Genomic DNA, 23986 nt, shown 5'->3' on the forward strand with positions numbered 1-23986 from the left:
CATGGCTGAGTCGTTCCCCCGCGCGGTCTTGCCCGGTGATCCAGGGGTGACGTGGCAGCCCTGGGGCCAATACGAGGATGTGCTGCTCGATCGCTGCGAAGCAGGCATTGCCAGGGTTGCCATGAATCGACCGCAGAAACGCAATGCCTTTCGCCCGCGCACTGTGGCGGAGCTCTGCGATGCCTTCGCCCGCATTCGCGATGACAGCAGCATCGGTGTGGTGCTGTTCACTGGGGTTGGTCCTGCAGACGACGGCGGCTACGCCTTCTGCGCCGGTGGGGATCAGAGCGTCCGTGGCGACGGCGGCTATTTCGATGAACAGGGTCTTGCCCGCCTCAATGTTCTTGATCTGCAGAGGATGATCCGCAGCCTGCCCAAGGTGGTGATCGCTCTGGTGGCCGGCTATGCGATCGGCGGCGGCCAGGTGTTGCACCTGCTCTGCGACCTCAGCCTGGCGGCAGACAATGCCGTGTTCGGTCAGACCGGACCACGGGTTGGCAGCTTCGATGGCGGATTCGGTGCCGGTTATCTGGCCCGGGTGGTGGGTCAGCGCAAGGCTCGGGAGATCTGGTTTCTCTGCCGTCGCTATGGCGCTGAGCAGGCGCTCAGCATGGGACTGGTGAATGCCGTGGTTCCCCTGCAAGAGCTCGAGGCCGAGGGCGTTCGCTGGGCGCGCGAGGTGTTGCAGCACAGTCCTACGGCGATTCGCTGCCTCAAGGCTGCCTTCAATGCCGAGACCGATGGGCTGGCTGGGATTCAGGAGTTGGCGGGGCAGGCCACCCATCTTTTCTATCGAACCGAGGAGGGCCAGGAGGGTCGTAACGCCTTCCTCGAGAAGCGAGATCCTGATTTCTCTGCGTCTCCCTGGTTGCCCTAGCTAAACAAGGAGAAATTCCCCGCTCTGCGTAGCGATGCCGGTTCGCATTCCCTTCGTTTCAGGCCTTCCGGCTTTGGCAGCCATGCTGCTGTTGCTGCCTGGTGTGGCGCTGTCTGTTGAGGCAGAGCCCAACAACGACACTGTCGCGTCTGAAGCCACTGCCGCTCCCTCCGCCAAGCGCGAACCTGATCCCATTCCTCCCCTGGCAGCAGCCGTTTCGGATGCTGAATCGATGCAACGGGTTCCCGATGATCTGCTGCAGCGGGTTGGGTTGCAGCTGGTGCTTGATCGTCAACATCGCCAGCTGCTTGTTCTGCACGATGGTGTTCTCACCCGGCGCTTTCCTGCTGCGGTCGGCACCGTGGGCTGGGAAACGCCTGCGGGGCGATTTAGCGTGATGCAGAAGGTCAAGAAACCGGTGTGGACCCATCCGGTCAACGGCAAGAAGCTGGGCCCGGATGATGCGACTAACCCACTTGGCAGCCGCTGGATTGGCTTCTACCGCGATTGCAAAGGCCGTGAAGGCTGGGATGGAGAGCAATACCTCGATATCGATGGCTGCACGGTGGCTGGCTTCCACGGCACCCCCTATCGCTGGACGGTGGGTCGCGCTGTGTCCCACGGATGTGTGCGTCTTTACGAGGAGAACGTGCAGGAGATCTTTGAGCTGGTGCGTGTCGGAACTCCGGTCACCGTGCTGCCCTGATCGGCCTGAATACAGGGGGGATTGCGCTTACAGTCGCGCCGCTTAGCCGGATCGATCATCCATGCGTGTGCTGTTTGCCGCCGCCGAATGTGCACCCATGGTGAAGGTGGGCGGTATGGGCGATGTGGTCGGCTCCCTGCCTCCCGCCCTGGCGCAGCTCGGCCACGACGTGCGCCTGATCATGCCTGGCTACAGCAAGCTCTGGAGCCAGCTTGAGATTCCCGCTGAACCGATCTGGCGCGCCCAGACCATGGGCACTGAATTCGCCGTGTTCGAGACCCGCCATCCCACCAATGGCCTTCCTCTTTACCTGGTGGGCCATCCCGTGTTCGATCCGGAGCGGATCTACGGCGGCGAAGATGAAGACTGGCGTTTCACATTCTTCGCCAGTGCGGCGGCGGAATTCTCCTGGAATGTGTGGAAGCCCCAGGTACTGCATTGCCACGACTGGCACACCGGGATGATCCCGGTCTGGATGCATCAAGACCCTGAAATCAGCACGGTCTTCACCATCCACAACCTCAAATACCAGGGGCCCTGGCGCTGGAAGTTGGATCGCATGACCTGGTGCCCCTGGTACATGCAGGGGGATCACACCATGGCGGCAGCATTGCTCTATGCAGAAGGTGTCAATGCCGTGTCGCCGACCTACGCGCAGGAGATCCGCACGTCCGAATACGGCGAAAAACTCGAGGGGTTGCTGAACTACATCTCCGGCAAGCTGCGCGGCATTCTCAATGGCATCGATCTTGAGGCATGGAACCCCGCCACAGACAAGACCCTGCCAGCGAATTACAGCGCTGATGATCTCAGCGGAAAGCTGGTTTGCAAGAGCGTGCTGCAGGAGCGGATGGGGCTTGAAGTGCGCGATGACGCCTTTGTCTTGGGCATGGTGACGCGCCTGGTTGATCAGAAAGGCGTTGATCTGCTCCTTCAGGTTGCCGATCGACTTCTGGCCTACACCGATACCCAGATCGTTGTACTCGGGACCGGTGAGCGTGGCCTGGAGTCCGGTCTTTGGCAGCTCGCCTCTCGCCATCCGGGCAGGGTTTCGGTGTTCCTCACCTACGACGACGCACTCTCCCGGCTGATCTATGCCGGCAGTGATGCCTTCCTGATGCCGAGTCGTTTTGAACCCTGCGGCATCAGTCAGCTCAATGCCATGCGTTACGGCAGTGTGCCTGTTGTCCGCAAGGTGGGCGGACTGGTGGACACCGTGCCGCCGCACGATCCCCGCAATGCTGTGGGGACAGGGTTCTGTTTCGATCGCTTTGAAGCTGTCGACTTCTACACCGCGCTGGTGCGCGCCTGGGAGGCCTACCGCCATCAGGACAGCTGGAAACAGCTCCAGCTGCGAGGCATGCGTGAGGACTACAGCTGGGCACGCTCGGCCCTGGAGTACGACCAGATGTACAGGGATGTCTGTGGTCTGAAGGAACCCGGCCCCGATGCGGCAGCTGTCGAGCGGTTCTCTCAGGGCCAGGACGCTGATCCATCACGCAACGGAGCCATTGATCCGCAGTCCGATCAAGAACTGCAAGCCGAAGCCCGCGGTCGTGGCAGTCGCAACCCCCTGGCCCGTTTGCTGCGTCAGTCTCGCTCCTAAAACCAGCGCATTGCCGTCAGGACAGGCCATGATGGTGATGGGCTTGGTGCGCACCAACTGGGCAGCACTCGGTTTGCATGTCCCAACGCTTGAGTGATGCAGGATCAGGACGCAAGGGACGAACGTTCGCTTCCGGCTCCCTACCAGAGTCCATGGGAAGCCTTGCGTCAGGATCTTCCCGCTGCAGCTGCTGATCTGCGCCTGCGCGTTCAGGAACTCTGGCGACGCAACCGCGAAGGTGATCTTTCCACGCCTGGTTTTTGGCCGCAGGATCTAGCTCCTTTGTTCTGGCCTGTCACGTTGGCTGTTTTGCTGCTGCTGCTGGCTCTTGGTGTCGTCCAGCTTCGTGCAGCATTGAGCGGCGCCGATCCAGACCCTGTTCCAGCTGTCGAACGCATTCGCACAACTCCCTTGCCTGAGGCCCGGCCGCTGATGTCAGCGCCAGAGATCGTGCCGGATGCTGCTGATCCAGCACTGATGTCAAAGCCAACGTCTCCTCCACACGCGCCGATTCAGCCCGCACCACCTGAGCCTGTCGCTCTCGAACTCCCTGAGCCGGAGCTCCCGATCCTTCAGGTGGATCCTTTGTTGAACCTGCTGGAGCAAGTAGACGCCGACGGGGCAGCTCCAGCAGGCTTGTTGCTGTCTGCACGTCCCGTGCCTGCTGAGAATGCTGCGGTGCTGGTTGTGGATGCAGATCTGTGGTCTGAATTGCCGCAGGCTCTCCGCCGCGATCGTGCTGAAAGCTGGTGGGCCACTCTGCAGGACCAGGGCTATGACGCCATCACACTCGAAGATGTCGATCAGCATCTGCTCGCCAGGCCAGCCCGGGTGGGCGGCGGCATGATCATGTTTGATTCGTTGCCTTCGCCATGACGCTGCAGCTTGCTCAGCTTGTGCAGCTCTGGGGGCATCCCGAAATGAGTGGAGCAACGTCTGCTCAGTTGCAGGTCAAGCTCGGGCCTGTCTGCACCGACAGTCGCCAGCTGCAACCGGGTGCGTTCTTCATCCCCTTGCGCGGTGAACGCTTTGACGGACATACCTTTTTGAACCAAGCCGCGAAGCTGGGAGCGCAAGCCGCAGTTGTGTCCAGTGACTGGAACCAGCCCCTGCCGGAGGGTCTGCTGCACTGGCGGGTGGAGGACACACTCTGGGCCTATCAGCAGCTGGCCATGCTGCACAGGCGTCAGCTCAAGGCCAGTGTGGTGGCCGTGACTGGTTCAGCCGGAAAGACAACCACCCGTGAGCTGATCCGAGCAACGCTGGCGCCTCTTGGAGATGTTCAAGCCACGGTCAGCAACAACAACAACGACATCGGGGTGCCGCTCACCCTGATGGGTGTGCACCAAGGCCATGCTGCTGTGGTGTTGGAAATGGGCATGCGGGGCCTGGGTGAGATTGAACGTCTCTCCCGTTGTGCTGAGCCGGAGATTGCCGTGATCACCAACATCGGTACGGCACACATCGGTCGGCTGGGGAGTCGTGCGGCCATCGCCACGGCCAAGTGTGAGATCACTGCCGCTTTGGCCCCCCAGGGAGTGGTTGTGATTCCAGCGGGTGATCCCTTGTTGGAACAAGCCCTTTCGCGCTGCTGGAGTGGTCGCACGCTGCGGGTTGCCCTTGAAGGTGACATCGCCGCTGACCTGCCGGAGAGTGATTGTTTTGCGGCCGATCTGATCGGTGTTCATGATCCACAGCAGGGTCTGCTCAGCCTCGAGGGTCTGCGCTTCTCGTGTCCGTTGGAGGGTCGCCACAATGCCCGAAACCTGATGCTGGCTCTGGCGGTGGCCTCAGAACTCGGTGTTCCCCTGGCGGATCTTCAGCACCTCAAGGTGACCGTGCCCGGTGGCCGTAACCGGCGCATGAGCATCGGCACACTCACTGTTCTCGATGAGACCTACAACGCTTCCCCGGAAGCTGTGCTTGCAGCTCTGGATCTCCTGGCACAGCAGAGCGGTCGGCGGTTCGCCGTACTCGGCACCATGCTCGAGCTCGGCGCCAGCAGCATCGAGCTGCATCAGGCCGTGGTCTCCAGAGCCGTCCAGCTCGGATTGGACGGTCTGGTGGCTGTGGCGTCGGGTGACGAGGCTGCTGCCATGCAGCGAGCGGCGACATCTCTCGAGCGATTTGCTCTAGTGGAGTCGCCCGAACTGGCTGCAGAAACTCTCAATCACTGGTTGCAGCCTGGCGACATGCTGTTGCTGAAGGCCAGCCGCGGAGTTGCTCTTGAGCGATTAATCCCGTTGCTCAAGCAACCCTGAGGGTTGCGGTTTAGGCCGCCATCACTCCTGATTGGGTGTCTTCGCAGCGAATCAGATCGATGGCATGGGGATGGTTTCGGATGTAAGGAACTGACTCCATGGCCAGCACTCTGGCCTCAAACGCATCACCGGCGTAGTAACAGGATTCGATCTGTCGGCTGCTGGCGTCCCGATAACGCACCGTGTAGCGCTTGTGATCGTTCATGGATCCAGTGATGGATTCACCCAACGTCCCGCATGATCAGCATCAGGCCATCGGCATCACCTGAAGACAATCAGTGGATTCGGACAGTGGATTCGGATCAGTTTTGCGCGTTGATGTTGCCTACAACAAGTTTTGCCAACCGTTCAATTGGCGTTTGAACTCATTGTTTTGAGTTGATCAGGTTGCGGCAGTTCCATCGCATTCATCGTGACCTCATTCCAGCCGCTCTCCTCACGATGGGAGATCAGGGGAGTCAGTCGGATTCGCAGGGGACTGCCCTCGCTGATGTCAACTCGCAGGGCGCTGTAAGCCTTGCCGCCATCGCAGTCAGCCCAGCTTCTGCCCACATACAGTTCACTGGTGGCGACCCGTCGCTGCTCTCCATTGCTCTGCGATTCGCTGAGGTGAGGGCCCTGTCCTCGCTGGTCACGCAGGCTGTAGCCGCTGCCGCCGCAGACAGCCCAGTTGGTGAATGAATCGCCATGACCGGTGTCGTCTGTCCTCAAAATCTCGAGGCAGTGAGCATGCCCGCTGAGCACGAGATCGACGGTTCGCTGACTGCGGCTCTGGCGGCCGAGGACTCGGTTGACATCATCAAGAACAGTGCGCAGCCGCTGCCTGATCCCCAGTGTGTCGGCCTTTGCCCATTTGGTTCTCTCGGTCACGTAGGGAGGGTGATGCAGGGTCAGGATTCGGCCGCGAACACGCGGATCTCGATGGGATGCGATCAGTCCGTCGCGCAGCCATGTGAGCTGCTCGCCATCTTCAGCGGCGTGATGGTGAAGCCTCCTTTGCAGATCGAGCCGTTCCTCCTGCAGGGTCTCGAGATCATCCATTAATCCATCGCGTTGCTTTTCATCGCGGGCTTTCAGCGACAGCGCTTTCAGGCAGCGGGTCTGCTCGTCGTCGAGGGATTTCAGCTGTTGTCTCAGCGAGGTACGGTCGTCGCGCCCGCTCAACGGAGTAATCAGAGTGTTGGAGTCGAGCGCGAAGACGTCTACACCGGCATGACGAAACCGGTAGTAGCGGTTCGGCAGTCTGGTGTGATGGCCCGGTTGATATTGAAGGCAGCGTTGACCATCCCATTTAGCCGTGTAGTGGCGGTCGAGATAGTCGTCCAGTCGACTGCTTGATATCTCCGACAGCACATCCCAGGCCCGTTCAGCTCCTGGGGCAGGGAAATGGACCAGGCCGCTGATCTCGCCGTGCAGAATCGTCGCGGCCAGTTCGATATCGCCTCCTTACGCGATGGTGCGCGACGACGTCACAGAAAGATTGCCGAGGCTGCCGTCGCTGGTCATGCGCTCAAGCACTTCCTCGGCAACGAGAAGATCGAAACCTTTGAGCACCTTACTGTTGTTGCAGGCCCAGGATCTGAGTGCCGAACAGACGTTCAGATCGGCATTGAGAACAATCTTCGACGGCATCGATGCTCAGGGGAGAGGTCGGACGTCAGAAACTGGCTTGGCTGTGGAGTCGTGCTTCACCCTTCTCTGACAATTTCTCGAGTTTGATTGATGGCAGATGCGCCATCAACGACACCCTTGTTGGTAGTGGATCCAACGTTCAGCGTCAGCTGATGATGGAGGCCGACAGATCCCAAAAGTGCTGAGATTTCCTCCGTTTTGAGATTGGCCCTATGGCTTCGCTGCATGCCAGTTGTCTTTCATCGTTTGTTTGGCGCGTCCAATCGCGAGAGCTCCATCAGCAACGTTTTTGGTGAGAGTTGAACCGGCCGCCACCGTGACACTCTTTCCAAGGGTGATCGGTGCCACCAGCACTGAATTGGCTCCTGTTTTGCTGTTGTCGCCGATCACGGTGCGGTGTTTGTTCACGCCGTCGTAGTTGGCCGTGATCGTGCCAGCGCCCACATTCACATTGGTCCCCAGCTCGGCATCGCCGATGTAGCTGAGGTGATTCACTTTGCTGCCATTGGCAATGGTGCTCTTTTTTACCTCAACGAAATTGCCGATCTTGCAGCCATCGCCGATTGCCGCAGCGGGCCGGAGGTGGGCGAATGGTCCAACTGCAGTGTTGCTTCCCACCTCGGCCTTGTTGATCACCGAGTGCAGCACGGTGACACCGTCCCCAAGCACCGCATCCTCCAGAAGGCTGCCGGGTCCGAGTCGGCAGTTGTCGCCGATCTGGCAAGCGCCTCGTAGGTGTGTTTGAGCTTCGATCACCACATCGCGACCGAACTGGCATGTTTCACTCAGGCTGCAGCTGTTCGGATCCACAAAGGTGACCCCCTCATCCATCCAGTGTTCTTTGAGGCGCTGCTGCAACATGGCTTCGCATTGAGCCAGCTGGCGCCGGTTGTTGATGCCGTTGACTTCATCAGAATCCTGCACTTCCAGGTGCATGGCCCGATCGAGCATGCCAACGGTGTCGGTGAGGTACAACTCGCCCTGGTCGTTGTCAGTGCTCAGCGTCGGCAGCACGGCCGCGAGCTTGCGCCAGTTGAAGCAGTAGATGCCTGCATTGGTGAGGTTGTTGCAGTGTTGTTCCTCATTGCAGTCGCGATGCTCAATGATGGCGCTAACCAGGCCATCGGCAGTTGCAAAAACGCGGCCATAGCCGGTGGGGTCGTCCAGTCGTGCCGTCAGCAGGGTCACATCGGCACCACTGCTCCGGTGTGTGGCCACCAACTGATCGATGGTTTCAGCACGCAGCAGCGGGACGTCGCCATTCAGCACCAGCAGCTCCCCCTCAAAACCATGTAGTGGTGTCAACAGCTGTTGCACGGCGTGGCCCGTGCCGTTTTGAGGATCCTGCAAGACAAATTCCAGCCCGCCGATGGGGCTCAGCTGTTGTTCAACACGAGCGGCCTGATGGCCAACGATCAGAATCCGCCGCTCAGGCTGCAGATTGCCGGCGCTAGCCAGAACCCGTTCCACCAGAGTGGCGCCAGCCAGTGGCTGCAGCACCTTCGGCAGTGCACTCTTCATGCGGGTGCCTTTGCCTGCGGCCAGAACAGCGACAGCGAGCATGAACAGCAATGCGAATCGGGCGGAATCTAACGGATGCCCAGCTTTTTGTCAAAACCTGTCGCTGCAGCTGGTTTGGGGCTTAAGCTGACCACACTAAAGGGCGCACTAAGGCTGTGGGGAGGAACAGGAAAGGTCCTTACAAGACGTCCAAGGGACCTACTTACTACTGCCGTTTGATAGTGCCGCCAAGGTTACGGGAGGTTGTGGGTAAAACATGCCTAACAAGATCCCTGAAGACCACCAACTACAACGTTGCTCTCACCCGCTATGGACCTACCTACCTGCAGCTTGAACGGGAACTGGAGGCCCTGATGAAGCCAAAGGGTCTGTCTGACCTCAGAGACCACGTAGAAGCCATTAGGGACCCTGAAGAGAACCCAGCGTTCCTTACTGAGCTGTTGGTTGGTTTAGACGAGGCCAATCCAACTCAGAAGCAGAAGCTGGTTTACGAGGCTCTCAGCACCGGCAAAACCATTCCCGTTGATTGGGAAGAGGCCATGCAGCTCTGGATCAAGCAAAAGAACCGCACTAACTCCAGACCTCTGGCAGCCGGTTCCATCAAGCACGCCAGAAGTCAGATCAAAAAGATCCAGCCTTACGGATCACCACATCAATTGACCAAGCAACTGATCTGGGACTTCATTGAAGACGAAGAAGAGCTAGGCAAACAACCCAACACCGTGGCCTCTTACCTAAAGAATCTCTCTGCCATCACCGAAGTGCTCGTGCAGTTAGATCACCTTGAGGTAAACCTCTTTAAATCAATCTCATACTCAGTCAAGAAAAAATCAGACAGACGTTCCTTTACTGATGATGAGCTTTGCTTGATCAAACAGAAGCATCCTGAAGCACTCCTTCTGACAATGATGGGCCTAAGGATTCAAGAGCTTGAATATGGTGTAGTTGATAAGGATATGCTGGTTATTAATGAAGTCTGGAAGAACGGCAAACTGATCTTTAGACCTAAAACATTGTCTAGTTACCGTCGTGTCCCTCTCCCAAAGGTCTACAAGCGTCTAGATAGGAATCAAAGGACGCTAAGGAAAAGACTAAGAGACTTGATTTCTGACACTAATGTTGTCTTACATAGTGCTCGGCACACCTTCATTGAACTCTCTAGAAGAGCTGGCTGTGATGCAAGGATTATTGATGAGGTATGTGGTCATGGCTCTAGTAGTGGTTCATCCTCTAACCGTTCCTACTGTGAATTTCCTGATGCAGTTCTCCTGAGAGAGACACAAAAGGTCTGGGATTTAATTGATGACATCACAGGTGCCTTGAATCAGCAGGAGCAATAGCAATGCAAAACACGCAGTGCTTGTATCTCACAAAGGGTGATTCTTACACGAACCATTGATTACAAAGGTATATAAAATTCCACCTTTTTCCGCTGTTCCCCAGTCAGTTCGGTCAATGATTTCCGTATAAACAGAGGACAAAGAGCCCTTATCAATAAAAATACTATATTCCTGGAACTCTTGATTGCCGGTGCTTTGATATGTGCTCTCAAGTATAGGGCGCCTTTTCCTGACTAACTTAATTTGATTTCTTGTTTCTTCGATAGAATAAAAGATAATATCTGAACTACGGTCTACAACAGCTTCCCGTGTATCTGGGTTGAACTCAATGGTGTATGGGTCATCCTCTCCATACATGTGTCGCGTTTCACAATCATCATTGAAATAATCTTCTGGCTCACATATTGGTCTCTCAACCCTTTTTTTTCGAAGTACTCCATCAACTCATTTGCTTCATAGATGGCCACTCCATCATTTTCATGGCACAACAGCCTTGCAGGTAGAGCTAATGCTGGAGAAGCTGAGAGGAGTAGAGCGCCAAGGAGGAATGAAAGCTTCATTGGTACACCTCTTTGCAGACTATATCTTCTGTTATATTCTGGTATGAATTGCGTATGTCAGAAACATAAGGCTTGTGATCTGGATTTTCTGAAAGCGCCTTAACTGTCCCAGATAATATATCTTTTGCGTATTCTTTTTTAATAAAGTTATCTATTGCCAGGCCGCACAAAATATTGCCGACTCCATAAATGTAGCCGTAATTATAACCTTTCAGTCTTGCTGAAGCCGTATTGCTGGCAGCAAGACCAGGCGTAACTGATAGGAGCAGAGCACTAAAGAAGATTGGATGTATCATCTGAAAAATCTATATATTATAGCTTAATTCAATGGCGGGTATTTGCTCTTACAAATAGTCACAATCTCTTCAAAAATCTCTTTGAAGTCTTGGTCTGCATATTTAACGTAGAAGTATTCGCCCATACAGTCGCAATACTTAGATTTCTGAATCCTGTAGTCGTCCTCCATTTCATCGGAACCCATACACTTTTCTTTAAAGGCAACAGGAATTGGTCCGATATCAGCAAATACTACTGGAGAACCATAAAGGAGTAGTGCACTAAGGGCTATTAGGGATTTCATAGACAGAAACAAGATTCCTGAACATTAGCAACGTCACGCATCTGCATCATTACTCAGGCTTCTTCTCACAGACCGCTTCGTATAGCTCAGGCAATCCCATTTCAGCTGTATTGAGCCAATCCTTAGGAATCTTTAAGTCAAGCCCATTTTCCCTAGCAATAGTCTGTACTTTGCAATCAACGATTGATTCAGAGAAGTAAGGATTACTAGGTGTATCATAAATAGTTTTAGTTTTAATCTGCCATTTACCTATCCCAACTTTCTCTGCCTTGATTAAATAGCTCCAGTAATACTGGCCTTGACGGAAATTTTCATAGAAGGGCACGACACTGCTGACTGATTGTGACCTTGTATTTAAGCCCAAGGCGAGTTCTAACGAACCTAAGCCAAACATAAGTAAAACAATCAGCAGCTTCATATTCCTCCATTGGCAAGGTATGGATCTTGAATGTTCAGTTCTTTAACGATATCTAGAATTAATTGTTCATCCTTCTTGCTGTACATTTTGTCATCTAGCTCCTTTTGAAGAGGTGCTACTTTAACTCCTCTTGTATTGTTAAAGCATCCCAATATGTTCTCTCGTTCGCCGACAAAGAATAGAATCCTTAGATCAGAGCCTCTGCCGCTATCGGCTAATGGATTTCCATAAAATTCATGTACTCCGTCGCAGCTTTTTGATGGATTTGGCTTCGCATCTGCTGTAATATTAATAATGGAAGTCGCGCAAAATAAGGCGATAACGCTTAAGCTTATAAAGAGAGTTGGAATTAGTTTTTTCATTAAACTTGCTATTTGTTTATTTTTAGTCTTGGCTTGATATATACATCAAAGACACTAACAAAGGTGCCAATTAACGCACCTCCTCCATAAAGCCATAAGTCATATTTCCCGCCATTCCCTCCAGTTGCCGTAATAAAACTAACTACACAGCAAAGGGTAATAACAGGCATTACTAACCTCTCCCCTAACTCCCAAACTTTCTTCTCCTTACTCTTTCTAATAAAGATGTATGACATCAACGCATAGACTGGAACCCATTGCCAGTTTCCACTACCTGGTACAAACGAAGTTACCGTAATCGCTATGAATAGAACAGCCCCTGCCCAGTTCAACCAGTTGGGGTATGTCTGCGTGAGTTTGTCCGACTTCTTGTCACCCATTAGCTGCGCCTGTGTATACGCTCCTTATAGCCTCTTGTTAGGCGTTAGATGGCGTTAGGTGGCGGAACATGTCAAAAAAAACTGAAGTCTGGAGCTGTCTCTAAGGCTAGAAAGCGTTCCAAATCCTTATAAGTGTAATGACACCAAAAGCTGGTGCATGCGGGCAGGGGCGCACGCAGGCCCCTTGCACACCTCTTAAGAGTGTGCCAGTTGCCTTATTAGCAACACGCAGAGACCGGGGGCCGGATTTATTTGGGTACGGGCACAGGTACGAGCGACATTATGAGGCGAGAACCCAGTGATAGCTAGCGACCTCAGCAAAGCCAAGCCGGATTAGCAATCCAACGTGGTGCAATGTCCTGAGCCACTGCCTGCTTAACAGGGCAGGCTGGACAGGGTCAAGGCAAAGGAGAACTTGCAAAAGTTCTTGATTCTATTTATTCGTTAAATTGACAGGAAGTTCATCTTGAATAGAGTTAAGTACTACTCGGCTAACAAGAATGAGTAATTCCAACAATCTGCTGGCCACTAAACAATTATCAATTATTACTTTTTTCGCAGCAGCATTGGCACTTGTGTTGGCATCGTCTAGCTCGCATCCATTTATTAGTTTTATTATTTGGATCATTCTTCTCTTTAGCTTTTTCTCTATCTCTGTTTTGGTGTTTACTCTGTTGGCAAGGGGGGCAAAAGGCAGTCCCTCTAAATCACGAACAAACAAAAGAAGAAACTCGTATACGGATGAGAGCGATAGATTAAATCATGAGATGTATGAGTATGAGCAAGATAGTCAGGATGATCGCTGTGACTCAAGCAGTAGCGACTCAGGCAGCAGCACTTGTGACTCAAGCTCTGACTGAATCTTCCTCTAAAATTGCTTGTTATAATACCAATCCCTTTTCAAGATTGAAAGTACTACGAAGGGGGAGAAAAATCCCGAAGTAGACAAAATAAACCCAGTAGTTATACGAGTGAATAGAAAAGTATAAAACTGGCTAACATTAGTTTTTCAGCCTTTTTTATAGGGCGAGCCTAGAAGGTTACTCTGCAAAAAGTCCGGCGAGCAGGGAAAGAAGTACCTGTGGATACTGAAAACAGCACTACGGCACCAATACCAGGGAGTCGGAGTCGATTGCTGCCGTTGAACGAGTATTGGCAGGAGTTGCTAGTTGATTGCAGTCTTGATTACTAATTAAGCCAGTCTTTTTCTAATTGTTCAGTAAGTCCGTTTCTATTCATCTTGGCAATCTCAATATTGATTAATTGCTTAAGACCGTCATCCAGATTGCTGCCAAAAATAAATGATTGAGGTGTTTTTCTAGGAGATTGATAGGAAATTGCAAATTCTTTTTCTAGACCAGCTTCTTTTAGTTTAGTCGAATAAGTGGTTATATTTGCCACGAAATGATGGGGCTTGTCGGCAGAGCGACCGCGCAAAAGGTCGAGCATTTCTGCCTTGGTTTTAACCGTAATTGGCTCGAGATCCGGCTCTGAATATATACCAGTAATTGCAATCCTGTTGTTGAGCCAGCTTGCTGTCGAAGACTCGCCGAGGACAGCGATTCCCTCTTTCAGCATGGATTCAAGCTCTTTATTGCCAAGTTCCTTAGTTGCTTTAGCAATATTCTCCTCGAAAACGATTGTCACTGTTGTTCCAATAATTGCAGACATTAAAAGCATATGTGAAAGGCTAGAAATCAGTACAGCAATGTTGTCAAGAATTTTTGGTCCAATCACCGTATCAATCCCGTCATTAAGAATCAAAAACGTCCAGGCTCGAGTGAATCGCCTAGCCTTTGATTTTCTAGTAGCTTTTGAGCTTCTAAAATATTTTGATGTATACGCTGTTACGGCGGTTACCAAGAGCAACAATAAGCTGCAGCGAACAACAATCTTATTTCGAAATATTTTAACAATAAGATCAAAAACTGGCCTTTGATTTTGCCTGCTAACTATAACTATTCCGCCCGAAGTGTATGGAACTGCATATTGAACCAATTCTAGGCGCTCCGGCGTGACTTCATGACATGAAGCGATCACATCAAATTTTCCGATTGCAGCAAGGCTTACGGCTTCGTCAAAACTTGGAATACTAGATATTTCGTATTTCAACTTTAGCCTTTCACCGATTCGCCTCCAAATATCAATAGCCATTCCTTCGTGGGTTTGATTTATATAATCTGAGCACGGTAAAAAGTCGTCAACAGTGCCGATTTTGAGAGTCTTTTCATCCTTATCAAAAGCTTGATCTGCTTGTATCGGTATAAAAATAAACTCTGCAACAAGGCACAGCGCAAAAGCGCTGGTGATTGTTGCAAGCAATTGATTCCACTTGAATCTCATGTCGTTACCGCTACGGGCGTTACCGATACACCACTATTGACAATGAGTACGAGTTGTGGCAACTCATTCGCTTGATAATACGAGCACGGAAAGGACTGTTCTCCCCCACGCCCCATTGAGCATGCGCAGTGGGTTGTTGTCGAGACAAGACCGCTACGGCGTGGTGATCAGCTCGTCTTTCGCAGGATGTCGACCTTTGCTTGGTTGCGCTCATTGCTTACCCCTTCTGGGAATCACTCCACCTGTTCCTTCAGCTAGCTCTTACGGCTTAGCACTAGGCTTGCCCAATGCGTCGTAGGTGCCCCCCAGGTGAAGCTCTCCAGCGGCGAGCAGTTCATGCGCCAGCCGAACCGCATGCAAGAGGCAACGACTTAGGCTTTTAGGAGCCCCCAGTTTTGTTAACTTAGTGACTATCGATTGGATGGAATAAGTCTCACTGCATCACCTTTGTCATTCATCAACAAAACTTCGTCAATCCCCCATTTTTTGGGATAAATCTCTTGAACAACCCCGGTCACATAATCGTTGGTATGCACTGTGTTTCCCTTTACATGAAGAGTTACGCCAGGCTCCAGCCTTATAGCGGCAAGATTGAGCTTGCCTGAATCAACTTTCCCAACCACGAAATAAGACTCTCTTCCATCAACTTTTGACAAAAGGGTAAGCATGTGGTCATTTGGATGACGTTCAATTCTGGCGCCGTTCTCTGGTAGAACGAAATCTTCTAGATAATCTGCTCCATATATATATGTTGCCAAAACGCTTTTTTTGGGAGTATTCAAGACATCCCCTGGTTGTGCTATTGAGGCACCGTATTTCAATAGTTCGTCTGAGTACATTGAGAGAATTGGGATTAATTCATTTGAAGCAGAGGTTTTAAATATATATTTTCCAGGTTTTCCTGCCAGCCCTTCACCTCTGGTCCATCCAATGATTCTTGACCGGTCAACAGGTGGGTGATTTGATGCTTTAAAAGGCAATTCATCAGGGTATTGACCATTACAGATGAGCTTGAATTTACCTTCTCCGATCCAAAGAACATTTTTAATTTGCATGCCAGGTCTAGACCCAAGCGTTTTTCTTAGTTCTTTTTCCAGGCTTTCTGCTTGTAATTTGATTCTTTCATACAGGATCCTTGGAGTGCATTGTTCCCTCGCCATTACAGGGAAGGAATTAAAAACTAAAGCAGATGAAGCGAGCAGTCCAACGGAGAGACGGCGAAGCATGGCTCAGGAGTCATTCCGCGAATGATGCCGAGCTTTGCTTGGTTGTGCCCGCTGCGGCACTGAGGAAGATTTCGTGCCACTCGAATCAGACTGGCGGCTGATTGTTCTCCTGCATGCCGATTCCCTGGGGCCAGCACCTCGACCTGGCCCTCTGCGAGTCGTTGTAGTCGACTGGACTACGACGAAGCGCCATCCAGAACAGCAACAGCACCAAGGACGCTGCCAATACCTATAAACATGACCAGAGCTAGGAACACGGGACAAAAAGGAATTTAACCAGATGAGTATTAACGCTTAAGTAGATTTACTCATGTCTTCCGGAATACGCTGGTTGCCTTTTCTTGCGAAAGGGAGCACTTCGAGCTGGCCAGATGCGCTGCATCGATCGCCGATGTGGATTCAGGCGTGATCAGGTGGGTCAACACACACCCGATGAACTTGACGCGTTTTTAGGAATGCCCCAAAACGCAGGTGTAGACAGGGATCTCGGCTGATGCCAAAAAGGATTCGTCCCCCGCTCTCGGATGAATCCATGTTTGATTTACCTCCAATCCCGCAGAGGATCGTCGCGAAGCTCCAGGTCGGTGTTGACCGTGGATTGGCTGATCGCGTCGACGCGACCGCAAAGAAATACGGCGTGCCTCGAGCACTGCTGCTTCGGCATGTTCTCGACCAGGCGTTCCCGGCGGAGGGCACAGCTGATGCCTGAACTCGCATGGGACATCGGACAGGTTGAGGCTCAAGCCAAGAGATGGAAGGAGATGGCTTCTGTCCTTGAGAACGACCAACAACGCGTCGCTTGGTTGATCGATCAAATCTCTTACCTGAGTGCCTCACACATGCAGTTGCAGCAAGTCTGCAAGGTGCATGCGGATGCTCTGGTCCGCGTCATTGGAAAGGCAGACGCCATTGAGCAGGTCCAGTTGATTCAGATCCAGTCGATTGCTGAACGACTTGAAGTACTGGAGCGGAAGTCATGAAAAAAACCCCTGCGTCAACAGGGGGCCAAGAACAAAAGACTGACTTCAACGGTACTGCGACATCCAGTAATGGATGGCCCGTAGCGTCAAAGTTCAGAACAACTTGGCCCTGGCAAGACATCGATGTCTCCACCACCAGCGCCTTGCTGCGGCAAGGACGCGAAGTCGGCTGGACTGCCGAGCATTGCCAACGAATCGCTGACGTTCACGCCCATAAATTCCCATTGGGCTGCTTGCTCTGGGAACGCGAGGCGAGGAGGGCTCGGCGATGACGGGTTCTCGTATTTATGACTCCTGGGAGGCAGAACAGGCTGCTAACGAGAAGGTGGCGGCTCTCGCTCGACGCTCTAGTCCTGATGAGCTGTTGGGCGAACTACTGCCACGGAGGGCTCAGAAAAAAGCCAATGCGGCGACGGTGATGGAGGTGCTGTCAGAGATGGCAGCACAAGGGCACGGATCGCTGCGCTGGAATTTGATGACCGATGAGGTTGAGGTGCAGGGCATGCCCCTCTCTCCAACGGCGCATGACTGCTTTTACGTGCTCTGTCAGAGCCGTGGGTATGACATCGCCAAGGGTGAAGCCATCGATGCTTTGGACCTTGCAGCGCAGGGTGACGCCTATCACCCGGTGCAGAACTGGTTGCTGAGTTGTAGGGACCAAGAGCCGTACGACATTTTTCGTCTTGCGTCTGAGTTTCTACGTCCTGGTGATCTTTCAGGACCGGAGACTATTTACGACCGGATGCTGGTCAAAACCTTGGTCGGTGCAGTGCGCAGGGCTTTTGATCCGGGCTGTCAGCACGACACCTGTTTGGTGCTTCAAGGGGAGGGAGGCAGCCGCAAGACATCGTTTTGGCGCACGCTTTTCGACCCCTGGTTCACAACGTTTCGAGGACGCATCGGCAGCAAGGACGCGATGCTCACAGTGCATCGTTTCTGGGGACTGGAGCTGGGGGAGCTGGATGGGATCACCAGTCAGACCCACGCCGGTCATCTCAAGAATTTTCTGAGCACCAACGTCGACAGCTTTCGCACCCCATACGGACGGAAGGTGTCGCCAGTCCCACGCCATTCCGTTTTTCTCGGCACCTGCAACGAAGGGACATTCCTGGTCGATCCGACGGGCAATCGTCGTTGGTGGATCATCCCGGTCACGCGCACACGGCAGGAACAGATCGACACGGAAGCTTTGGTCCGTCTCAAGCCTCGTATTTGGGCCGAGGCTTATCGGCTTTTTCTAAATGGCTACAGCTCGTACTTAAAAGAGTCTGATGAGCATTTAAACGATGCAATTAATGATGACTTTGGTGAGGACAACCCGTTAGAGGAGCACCTTAATAGCTTCATCAGGAGTCGGCCAGATTGCACGCAGATTGCACCAAGCGAGCTGTATGCGGATCTGGCCAGAACATCGGAAATCTTCCGCAAGATGACGGCCCAACGTGGACAGATGTTGGTCAAGTCCCACATGACAAGGACCGGATGGAGTCTGAAGCGGATTGCAGCCACCAAAAGCGACTCAACACGTCCACGAAGATGGTGCAGGTCCTAGGTAGGTCCATGGTGCTGTCCATGGTTAAAAGCCAGTTATTGCAGTCATAGGTCCACTGTCCTACTGACCCCTTCCCTTTAAAAACTATGGAGATAGAGATGCATGGAAGAGAGTTGATGGGGAGGGGGGCCATGGACTTATGGACCTCCCCTGTGTTTGCGTTATGGGTCTTTATGGCTGCTTAGGCCAATTTCTGCACAAAACGCCCGAGAATTGCATTGATTAGACCGATTTAAGCAAGAGCAGCATATTCATTTCTTGTGATATTTAGCATTTAAGTACTCACCTTTTATGAGACAGGAGAGTTATTTATGACGACTACAGCCGTTGATGTCCAACGGCGTTATCTCACCATCGATGAACCTCAGGCTGATTCTGATCAGCTTGAGTTCTCGTTCAGCAGCGAGACACCTGTCACCCGATATTTCGGTGATGAGGTGTTGGATCACGACCGAGAAGCCGTTGACCTAACCAGGCTCAACGGTGGTGCGGCACCGCTGCTGTTCAACCATGACCCCGATCGCGTGCTCGGCATTGTCGAGCGGGCATGGATTGATGAGAGACGCCGCGGCATGGCCCGCATTACATGGGCCACTAACGACCTGGCACGACAAGTGCGGCAGGACGTCGAAGCAGGAGTGATGTCCAACATCAGTGTTGGTTACTCCGTGCTGCAAGCCGAGCAGGAAGACGACGTGATGGTCGTCCGCAAATGGCAGCCGATCGAATTGAGCGTCGTGAGCATCCCTGCCGACGCATCCATTGGCGTGAACCGCGCTTTACCTACTACGACAACACAACCAATGACCAGCACTTACGAACCGATCAGCACTGCCATCGCGCCAGATGCTGAATACAACCGTGAAGCCGAGCAGTTCTCAATTGTTCGCGCTGCTCAAGGCATCGCCTCTGGGCGCGGACTGAGGGGCCGTGAAGCAGAGATCAATCAAGAGCTGGAACGACGCAACGGTCGCCGCACTCAGGGTTTCTTTGTTCCTGATTCAGGCTGGAAGAAGCGCACCTATGTCGCTGGCACGGCCACGGCAGGCGGCAACCTGATCGCTACTGATCACCTGGCTGACAACTTCATCGAGGCACTTCGTGATCGCCTCGCAGTAGCTGAACTTGGTGCGACCTTCCTTAGCGATCTGGTCGGAGACGTAAGCATCCCTAAGCGCACCGGCACGGCTACGGCCTATTGGTTTGGTGCTGATGACAGCGACAGCATCACCGAATCAACCGGGACGATCGGCACCGTAACGATGTCGCCCAAGACCGTTGGTGCACTCAGCAAGTTCTCTCACCTGATGAATCTGCAGAGCACTCCTGACATTGAGCAGCTGATCCGCGCCGATTTCGTCGCCTTGATCGCTGACGCAATCGATGCGGCTGCAATCACTGGTAGTGGATCAAGCAACCAACCACTCGGCATCCTCAATACATCAGGAATTGGTTCAGTAGCTGGCGGAACCAATGGTGCATCGCCAACGTTGGATCACTTACTAGACCTCAAAAAAGAGGTCGCTGTCGATAACGCTGATGTTGCAACGTGCGGCTTCCTCACGAACTCGAAGGTCGAGTCGGTTCTTGGAAAACTCAAGGACTCGCAAAGCCAATACCTGCTCAGCCCTTATGGAGCTGAACTTGGCCGTTCCCAGATTGCGGGGAGGCGTTACGAGGTCAGCAATAACGTCCCCTCAAACCTCTCCAAGGGCACTGGGTCCAATCTGTCCGCTGTTATCTACGGGAACTTCAACGATCTACTGATCGGCCTCTATGGCACGACTGAGATTCTTGTAGATCCCTACACCGATTTTGCTAAGGGAACGACAGGCGTTCGCGTCTTACAGAGCATCGATATTGCAGTCCGCCACGCTGAATCATTTGCTTCTATGCAGGACGCGATCGCATAACCGCGTGACCGCCTGCTTGTGGTGCAGCACTGGCCCGGGGTTTGGACGCCTCGGGCTTTTTATGCATGACGAACCAGTACGGGGCATCATGCGCGGACTGACGCCTATCCAATGCTCCGCCGCCTCTCGATTGGATTGTTGGCTTCTGCTGTTGCCATCGCCCCACTGCCACTAAGAGCACAGGACGGCAGTGCAGAGGATCTGGGTGATGTGATGAGCATCAGCCTTAAGGATGTGGTCAAGCCAACCCTTGGCTTCCAAGGCGCGCTGCAAGGTGCTGGAACGCCGAACCAGGCGGGCATTGGCGGGTTCTTGCCACTGTCTGTTGGCGACAACAGCGTTTGGTTCCTTGATGCCCTGGTCAACGCCAACTTCGCTGACCGTGAGGGTGATAGCAGCATCATCAACACCGATGTTGCTGGCACCACTGTCAGCACTTCAACTCGGCTTGGGTATCGCTGGCTGAATAGCGACCGCAGTTTGATGTTTGGTCTGAATGCTGGTTATGACAGCCGTCCGATCACTTCAGGTGAGGCAGATACAGGAGTGAGTGTTAAGGATAAGAGGACGGTTCTTTTCCAACAGATTGCCTTCAATGCAGAAGCAGTTCATGAAAGCGGCTTTGGGTTAAATGCTTATACCAACATTCCAGTAGGAAATACATTTCAACGCCTAAATTCTAATTACAATGGTGGCGCTCTTGATCTTTATGGATTAGATGCAAGCTACTACTTGAGACCTGAGCTTAAAATAAAAGCTGGATACTATTTTCAAGATACCGATTGTTATGTGAATGAAAGTTCGTCAGGAGGGCAAGTTGCACTCGAATATGAAGCAACAGATGATCTTGTATTTGGGCTAAAGGCTAGCTACGATGAAATCTTTGAAACTCGTATTTTAGGAAGCATTTCATACAGACTGGGCTTGCCTGCCCAAGAAAATAGCTCTAGCCGTAGCATTGGACAAAGCAAGCTGCCAGTAATTCAATCGCTGACAGGTTCTATTGCTAATCGAGATATCAAAGTGGCAGATGGATGCTACATGCAGCAAGGGATGTGCAGGAATTTAAGTGAATGCGGATGCCCAACATTTGTTTGCAATGCCCTCCTCTGTGTCCCAGTTTGCGACTATGCGGCTTGCTAAGATGATCGATATTGTGCTCAAAGTTGATTTTCTAATTCGCACCAACCTCATGCTTGTCTCTAATTGCTAATTAATGCTTAGTCCTCGCCCTGAAAGTGGTTCTGTTATCTGCTTGGGTACGCCCAAGGCGGGCTAAAGCCTAAAAGCCAACAAATCAGCCTTTGATGCCTGGCACGATTGAGCGCAGTTGAGCAGAGATAGTCAGGGCTTAACCAGTAATCAAGGCTGCAATCAAATAGCAACTCCGGCTAATACTCGTTCAGCAGCAGCCCGGTCTTCGGGGACACCCTGGCAAATGCGGGGTTTCTTGTCACTCTATTTATTGGGTCCTTCTGGCTTAAATGTGAGTGGGTCGTTCGTGCGCGCACTTTTCCTGTAGCGCCAGCGAATCATTGGTTGATCACCTAATTGAGATTATGGCCGTCTTAAATCTGAGTAATGCGAGTTCCCACCTTGGTTTTCGCTCATGCGTGACATTGCGACGAATGCACCGTGATGGCTAATTAGATGACTACTTACGGGATGGAGTGGACAGAAGGGGCATTTATCTAGAGACAGACCCTGATGATCTGCCGTCATTGCAAAGGCACGTGCAGAACCACACGCGGTTCAATGCAGCGTCACCGCTGTGGAAGCGTTGCCCGCCTAGGTGGTGATTCAGACCGTTGCTATGAATGGTGAACAGACCTGCTACTCATGTCAGAAGAGCAACTCAAGGCATTCCTCGAAAAAGTCAAAGCAGACACCATTCTTCAGGAGAAGCTCAAAGCAGCTGCTGACAATGATGCTGTTGCTGCGATTGCGAAAGACGCTGGGTTTAGCATCTCTGCTGATGACTTGAAGAACGCTCCATCGATTCTGAGACGATACGCTCCATCAAGAGAGCTTTCTGAAGAAGAATTGAAAGGGGTGGCTGGTGGAGCCAGGGGTTATGACAATATTTATCCAATTAGATGATGTTATATTGACTTATATTGAAGGATGAATCAAAGCCCCTGCAACCGCAGGGGCTTTTTATTGCTTCAATCACTCCAAAAAGACCAACAATCAGCCTTCAATACCTGGCACGATTGAGCGCAATAGGTGTTAATCATAAACTTTGCAACTGTTCGTTGCTATAAGCGGTGTAACAGCGCATTCCTCATGTCAGAAGAGCAACTCAAGGCATTCCTCGAAAAAGTCAAAGCAGACACCATTCTTCAGGAAAAGCTCAAAGCAGCTGCTGATAGTGATGCTGTGGTTTCTGTTGCCAAAGAGGCGGGATTTATGATTTCTGCTGACGACTTGAAGCAGTATCAATCAAGAGGTAGAGAATTATCAGAAGAAGAGCTGGAAGGTGTGACTGGGGGTGGCAGATATATAAATCCAGATCCAATTAGATGACTACTTACGGGACGGAGTGGACAGAAGGGGCATTTATCTAGAGACAGACCCTGATGGTCTGCCGTCATTGCAAAGGCACGTGCAGAACCACACTCGATTCAATGCAGCGTCACCGCTGTGGAAGCGGTGCCCGCCTAGGTGGTGACTTGACTCAGTTCCCCCCTCCGTTGCACCAGCGGACAGCCTTGGCTTGCACCCATTGGGGGTCGGGGTAGGTGTCGCCGTCAAACAGAGACCCAGCTTTTTCGACGCATTCAGACCAGATCCTGGCTTGTCGCGCGTATTGCCAGCCTTGTGACAGAAGCATTCCGCCAACGACTGCAGCGACGAGATAGGGCCAGAACAATGAGGGCTCTTTCATGCGATCAGCGTGGCTGAAAAGGTGGTGAAGGTCAGTAGTAGCAACTGACTGAATCGTCACCATCGACGTTGCAGCCGTATAGAACCGTGTGCCCGTCTTTGGTTTCAGGTCCGATCAAATAAACAGTGACATCGTCACCATCTTCAAGCTGCGCATTGGCAGGGGAGGGGTTCAACCCATCGACAGCGAAGAACGCCGCCGCACCCAGAAGACCGCCAAAAGCAGAACCGATAACAACACGTCCGAGACCTTTCATTGATCAAGCCTCCACCTGAACTGGCGTTTCACTTAGCCAGTACACGCCTTTAAATTTCTTCTTTGCCAGCTTTTCGAAGGCAGACATTTCCATGTGAATCGTGGCTTTGAACTCAACGCTGAGTTCTTCACCAGCGGAATCGGTTCTGACGGTCGTGACCATCTCGCGGTGATTGTGGTCATCAGGGCTGATTGAAAAGTGCCCTGGACTAAACGAAGCCATTGGATCTGTTCATCTGGAGTCACCGTCGCTGAAAGGGTGGTGAAGGCACATCCCCTAAACGGGTGATTTCGTCAGTCAGTCGATGGAAGGATGTGGCTGACCAGATCTGCATTCACCCAGCGAATCGCTCCGGTATCGACATCAGCGATCTGAAAGAGGTTGTGGATCTTTGGATCACGGGCAGCACCACCGCAGTGGATCACCTGCCCCATCCACCAGTCCTTGTCTTGCTTCTCGCCCACCCGGTGGTCACACCTGACGATCACCGTCATGCCTGGCGCTACGTCCAGGAAAGCTGGCCGCTCTGACTGCGGCGAGCTGTAAACACCATGATCAACAGACACGAGCAACTGGTACTGGTGTA

At 52.5% G+C, this 23986-nt stretch carries 31 protein-coding genes and 1 pseudogene; 15 read left to right on the plus strand and 17 right to left on the minus strand.

Annotated elements, in window-relative coordinates; all coding sequences use genetic code 11:
• The first annotated feature begins 1 nt into the window (after position 1).
• The 5 genes from menB to SIB42_RS08925 all read left to right on the plus strand — a co-directional run bounded on the left by menB (position 2) and on the right by SIB42_RS08925 (position 5450).
• Positions 2-877 (plus strand): 1,4-dihydroxy-2-naphthoyl-CoA synthase, encoded by an 876-nt coding sequence (menB, locus tag SIB42_RS08905; RefSeq protein WP_067098123.1) that lies wholly within the window; start codon positions 2-4, stop codon positions 875-877.
• 34 nt (positions 878-911) lie between these two features.
• A complete protein-coding gene (locus SIB42_RS08910) occupies positions 912-1583 on the plus strand; it encodes a L,D-transpeptidase (protein ID WP_231856491.1) in 672 nt (223 codons plus the stop codon).
• A gap of 61 nt (positions 1584-1644) precedes the next feature.
• Positions 1645-3189: a glycogen synthase GlgA gene (glgA, locus tag SIB42_RS08915; RefSeq protein WP_067098120.1), complete on the plus strand. Its 1545-nt coding sequence runs from the start codon at positions 1645-1647 to the stop codon at positions 3187-3189.
• A gap of 96 nt (positions 3190-3285) precedes the next feature.
• The gene (locus SIB42_RS08920; RefSeq protein ID WP_067098117.1) at positions 3286-4065 is read left to right on the plus strand and encodes a hypothetical protein; all 780 of its coding nucleotides are present in this window, start codon (positions 3286-3288) and stop codon (positions 4063-4065) included.
• On the plus strand, positions 4062-5450 hold the full coding sequence (locus tag SIB42_RS08925) for a UDP-N-acetylmuramoyl-tripeptide--D-alanyl-D-alanine ligase (RefSeq protein WP_067098114.1): 1389 nt from the start codon (positions 4062-4064) through the stop codon (positions 5448-5450). The genes SIB42_RS08920 and SIB42_RS08925 overlap by 4 nt, the downstream gene beginning before the upstream one ends.
• Before the next feature lie 10 nt (positions 5451-5460).
• On the opposite strand, the gene SIB42_RS08930 is transcribed toward SIB42_RS08925, so the two are convergent.
• The 4 genes from SIB42_RS08930 to glmU form a co-directional block, all read right to left on the minus strand.
• A complete protein-coding gene (locus SIB42_RS08930) occupies positions 5461-5655 on the minus strand; it encodes a hypothetical protein (protein ID WP_067098177.1) in 195 nt (64 codons plus the stop codon).
• Between the two features lie 143 nt (positions 5656-5798).
• Positions 5799-6803 (minus strand): metallophosphoesterase family protein, encoded by a 1005-nt coding sequence (locus SIB42_RS08935; protein WP_156485282.1) that lies wholly within the window; start codon positions 6801-6803, stop codon positions 5799-5801.
• A gap of 93 nt (positions 6804-6896) precedes the next feature.
• The gene (locus SIB42_RS08940) at positions 6897-7082 is read right to left on the minus strand and encodes a hypothetical protein (protein ID WP_067098105.1); all 186 of its coding nucleotides are present in this window, start codon (positions 7080-7082) and stop codon (positions 6897-6899) included.
• Positions 7083-7292: 210 nt separating this feature from the next.
• Complete coding sequence (gene glmU / locus SIB42_RS08945) at positions 7293-8645, minus strand: bifunctional UDP-N-acetylglucosamine diphosphorylase/glucosamine-1-phosphate N-acetyltransferase GlmU (RefSeq protein WP_067098174.1); 1353 nt, start codon at positions 8643-8645, stop codon at positions 7293-7295.
• A gap of 113 nt (positions 8646-8758) precedes the next feature.
• Between glmU and SIB42_RS08950 the strand changes: the two are divergent.
• Together SIB42_RS08950 and SIB42_RS08955 are read left to right on the plus strand one after the other, a co-directional pair.
• Positions 8759-8947, plus strand: a pseudogene (locus SIB42_RS08950) (DUF6538 domain-containing protein); the annotation flags it as partial.
• A 9-nt stretch (positions 8948-8956) separates the two neighbouring features.
• Positions 8957-9943: a hypothetical protein gene (locus tag SIB42_RS08955; RefSeq protein ID WP_156485281.1), complete on the plus strand. Its 987-nt coding sequence runs from the start codon at positions 8957-8959 to the stop codon at positions 9941-9943.
• 27 nt (positions 9944-9970) lie between these two features.
• Here SIB42_RS08955 and SIB42_RS08960 read toward each other — a convergent pair whose 3' ends face one another.
• From SIB42_RS08960 to SIB42_RS08985, 6 genes are all read right to left on the minus strand, one after another.
• Positions 9971-10300: a hypothetical protein gene (locus SIB42_RS08960; RefSeq protein WP_156485280.1), complete on the minus strand. Its 330-nt coding sequence runs from the start codon at positions 10298-10300 to the stop codon at positions 9971-9973.
• A 199-nt stretch (positions 10301-10499) separates the two neighbouring features.
• Positions 10500-10799: a hypothetical protein gene (locus SIB42_RS08965; protein WP_156485279.1), complete on the minus strand. Its 300-nt coding sequence runs from the start codon at positions 10797-10799 to the stop codon at positions 10500-10502.
• Positions 10800-10822: 23 nt separating this feature from the next.
• The gene (locus SIB42_RS08970) at positions 10823-11083 is read right to left on the minus strand and encodes a hypothetical protein (protein ID WP_067098096.1); all 261 of its coding nucleotides are present in this window, start codon (positions 11081-11083) and stop codon (positions 10823-10825) included.
• 49 nt (positions 11084-11132) lie between these two features.
• Positions 11133-11501, minus strand: coding sequence for a hypothetical protein (locus tag SIB42_RS08975; protein WP_067098093.1), 369 nt, complete (start codon positions 11499-11501; stop codon positions 11133-11135).
• Positions 11498-11863, minus strand: a complete 366-nt coding sequence (locus tag SIB42_RS08980) for a hypothetical protein (protein ID WP_067098090.1) — start codon at positions 11861-11863, stop codon at positions 11498-11500. Before SIB42_RS08980 ends, SIB42_RS08975 begins: the two co-directional genes overlap by 4 nt.
• Positions 11864-11871: 8 nt before the next feature.
• Positions 11872-12243, minus strand: a complete 372-nt coding sequence (locus SIB42_RS08985) for a hypothetical protein (RefSeq protein WP_067098087.1) — start codon at positions 12241-12243, stop codon at positions 11872-11874.
• 500 nt (positions 12244-12743) lie between these two features.
• Between SIB42_RS08985 and SIB42_RS08990 the strand changes: the two genes are divergently transcribed.
• Positions 12744-13103 (plus strand): hypothetical protein, encoded by a 360-nt coding sequence (locus tag SIB42_RS08990; protein ID WP_156485278.1) that lies wholly within the window; start codon positions 12744-12746, stop codon positions 13101-13103.
• Positions 13104-13431: 328 nt separating this feature from the next.
• Here the strand turns inward: SIB42_RS08990 and SIB42_RS08995 are convergent, their stop codons facing one another.
• The 3 genes from SIB42_RS08995 to SIB42_RS09005 form a co-directional block, all read right to left on the minus strand.
• Positions 13432-14565 carry a transporter substrate-binding domain-containing protein gene (locus SIB42_RS08995; protein WP_231856490.1) on the minus strand — a complete coding sequence of 378 codons (1134 nt, stop codon included), beginning with the start codon at positions 14563-14565 and terminating at the stop codon, positions 13432-13434.
• A gap of 431 nt (positions 14566-14996) precedes the next feature.
• The gene (locus SIB42_RS09000) at positions 14997-15812 is read right to left on the minus strand and encodes a hypothetical protein (protein ID WP_156485277.1); all 816 of its coding nucleotides are present in this window, start codon (positions 15810-15812) and stop codon (positions 14997-14999) included.
• Positions 15813-15897: 85 nt separating this feature from the next.
• A complete protein-coding gene (locus SIB42_RS09005) occupies positions 15898-16038 on the minus strand; it encodes a hypothetical protein (RefSeq protein WP_156485276.1) in 141 nt (46 codons plus the stop codon).
• A gap of 306 nt (positions 16039-16344) precedes the next feature.
• Between SIB42_RS09005 and SIB42_RS09010 the strand changes: the two genes are divergently transcribed.
• The 7 genes from SIB42_RS09010 to SIB42_RS09040 all read left to right on the plus strand — a co-directional run bounded on the left by SIB42_RS09010 (position 16345) and on the right by SIB42_RS09040 (position 22783).
• Positions 16345-16521: a hypothetical protein gene (locus tag SIB42_RS09010; protein WP_156485275.1), complete on the plus strand. Its 177-nt coding sequence runs from the start codon at positions 16345-16347 to the stop codon at positions 16519-16521.
• 52 nt (positions 16522-16573) lie between these two features.
• Positions 16574-16792: a hypothetical protein gene (locus tag SIB42_RS09015; RefSeq protein ID WP_413327844.1), complete on the plus strand. Its 219-nt coding sequence runs from the start codon at positions 16574-16576 to the stop codon at positions 16790-16792.
• Between the two features lie 268 nt (positions 16793-17060).
• Positions 17061-18344: a VapE domain-containing protein gene (locus SIB42_RS09020; RefSeq protein WP_067098072.1), complete on the plus strand. Its 1284-nt coding sequence runs from the start codon at positions 17061-17063 to the stop codon at positions 18342-18344.
• Positions 18345-18655: 311 nt separating this feature from the next.
• Positions 18656-20257 (plus strand): phage major capsid protein, encoded by a 1602-nt coding sequence (locus SIB42_RS09025; protein ID WP_067098069.1) that lies wholly within the window; start codon positions 18656-18658, stop codon positions 20255-20257.
• 111 nt (positions 20258-20368) lie between these two features.
• A complete protein-coding gene (locus SIB42_RS09030; RefSeq protein ID WP_067098066.1) occupies positions 20369-21400 on the plus strand; it encodes a carbamoyl-phosphate synthase in 1032 nt (343 codons plus the stop codon).
• 696 nt (positions 21401-22096) lie between these two features.
• Complete coding sequence (locus SIB42_RS09035; RefSeq protein WP_067098064.1) at positions 22097-22357, plus strand: Nif11-like leader peptide family natural product precursor; 261 nt, start codon at positions 22097-22099, stop codon at positions 22355-22357.
• A 186-nt stretch (positions 22358-22543) separates the two neighbouring features.
• Entirely contained in the window at positions 22544-22783 is a 240-nt protein-coding gene (locus SIB42_RS09040; protein ID WP_067098171.1) for a Nif11-like leader peptide family natural product precursor, read from the plus strand.
• Positions 22784-22934: 151 nt separating this feature from the next.
• On the opposite strand, the gene SIB42_RS09045 is transcribed toward SIB42_RS09040, so the two are convergent.
• The 4 genes from SIB42_RS09045 to SIB42_RS09060 form a co-directional block, all read right to left on the minus strand.
• A complete protein-coding gene (locus SIB42_RS09045) occupies positions 22935-23144 on the minus strand; it encodes a hypothetical protein (RefSeq protein WP_067098062.1) in 210 nt (69 codons plus the stop codon).
• Between the two features lie 31 nt (positions 23145-23175).
• Positions 23176-23400 (minus strand): hypothetical protein, encoded by a 225-nt coding sequence (locus SIB42_RS09050; RefSeq protein ID WP_067098059.1) that lies wholly within the window; start codon positions 23398-23400, stop codon positions 23176-23178.
• Positions 23401-23403: 3 nt separating this feature from the next.
• Positions 23404-23562 carry a hypothetical protein gene (locus SIB42_RS09055; protein ID WP_156485274.1) on the minus strand — a complete coding sequence of 53 codons (159 nt, stop codon included), beginning with the start codon at positions 23560-23562 and terminating at the stop codon, positions 23404-23406.
• A 131-nt stretch (positions 23563-23693) separates the two neighbouring features.
• Positions 23694-23966 (minus strand): DUF3104 domain-containing protein, encoded by a 273-nt coding sequence (locus tag SIB42_RS09060; RefSeq protein WP_074160784.1) that lies wholly within the window; start codon positions 23964-23966, stop codon positions 23694-23696.
• Between the last annotated feature and the right edge of the window lie 20 nt (positions 23967-23986).

The organism is Synechococcus sp. MIT S9508 (assembly GCF_047303045.1).
Lineage (GTDB): Bacteria > Cyanobacteriota > Cyanobacteriia > PCC-6307 > Cyanobiaceae > Synechococcus_C.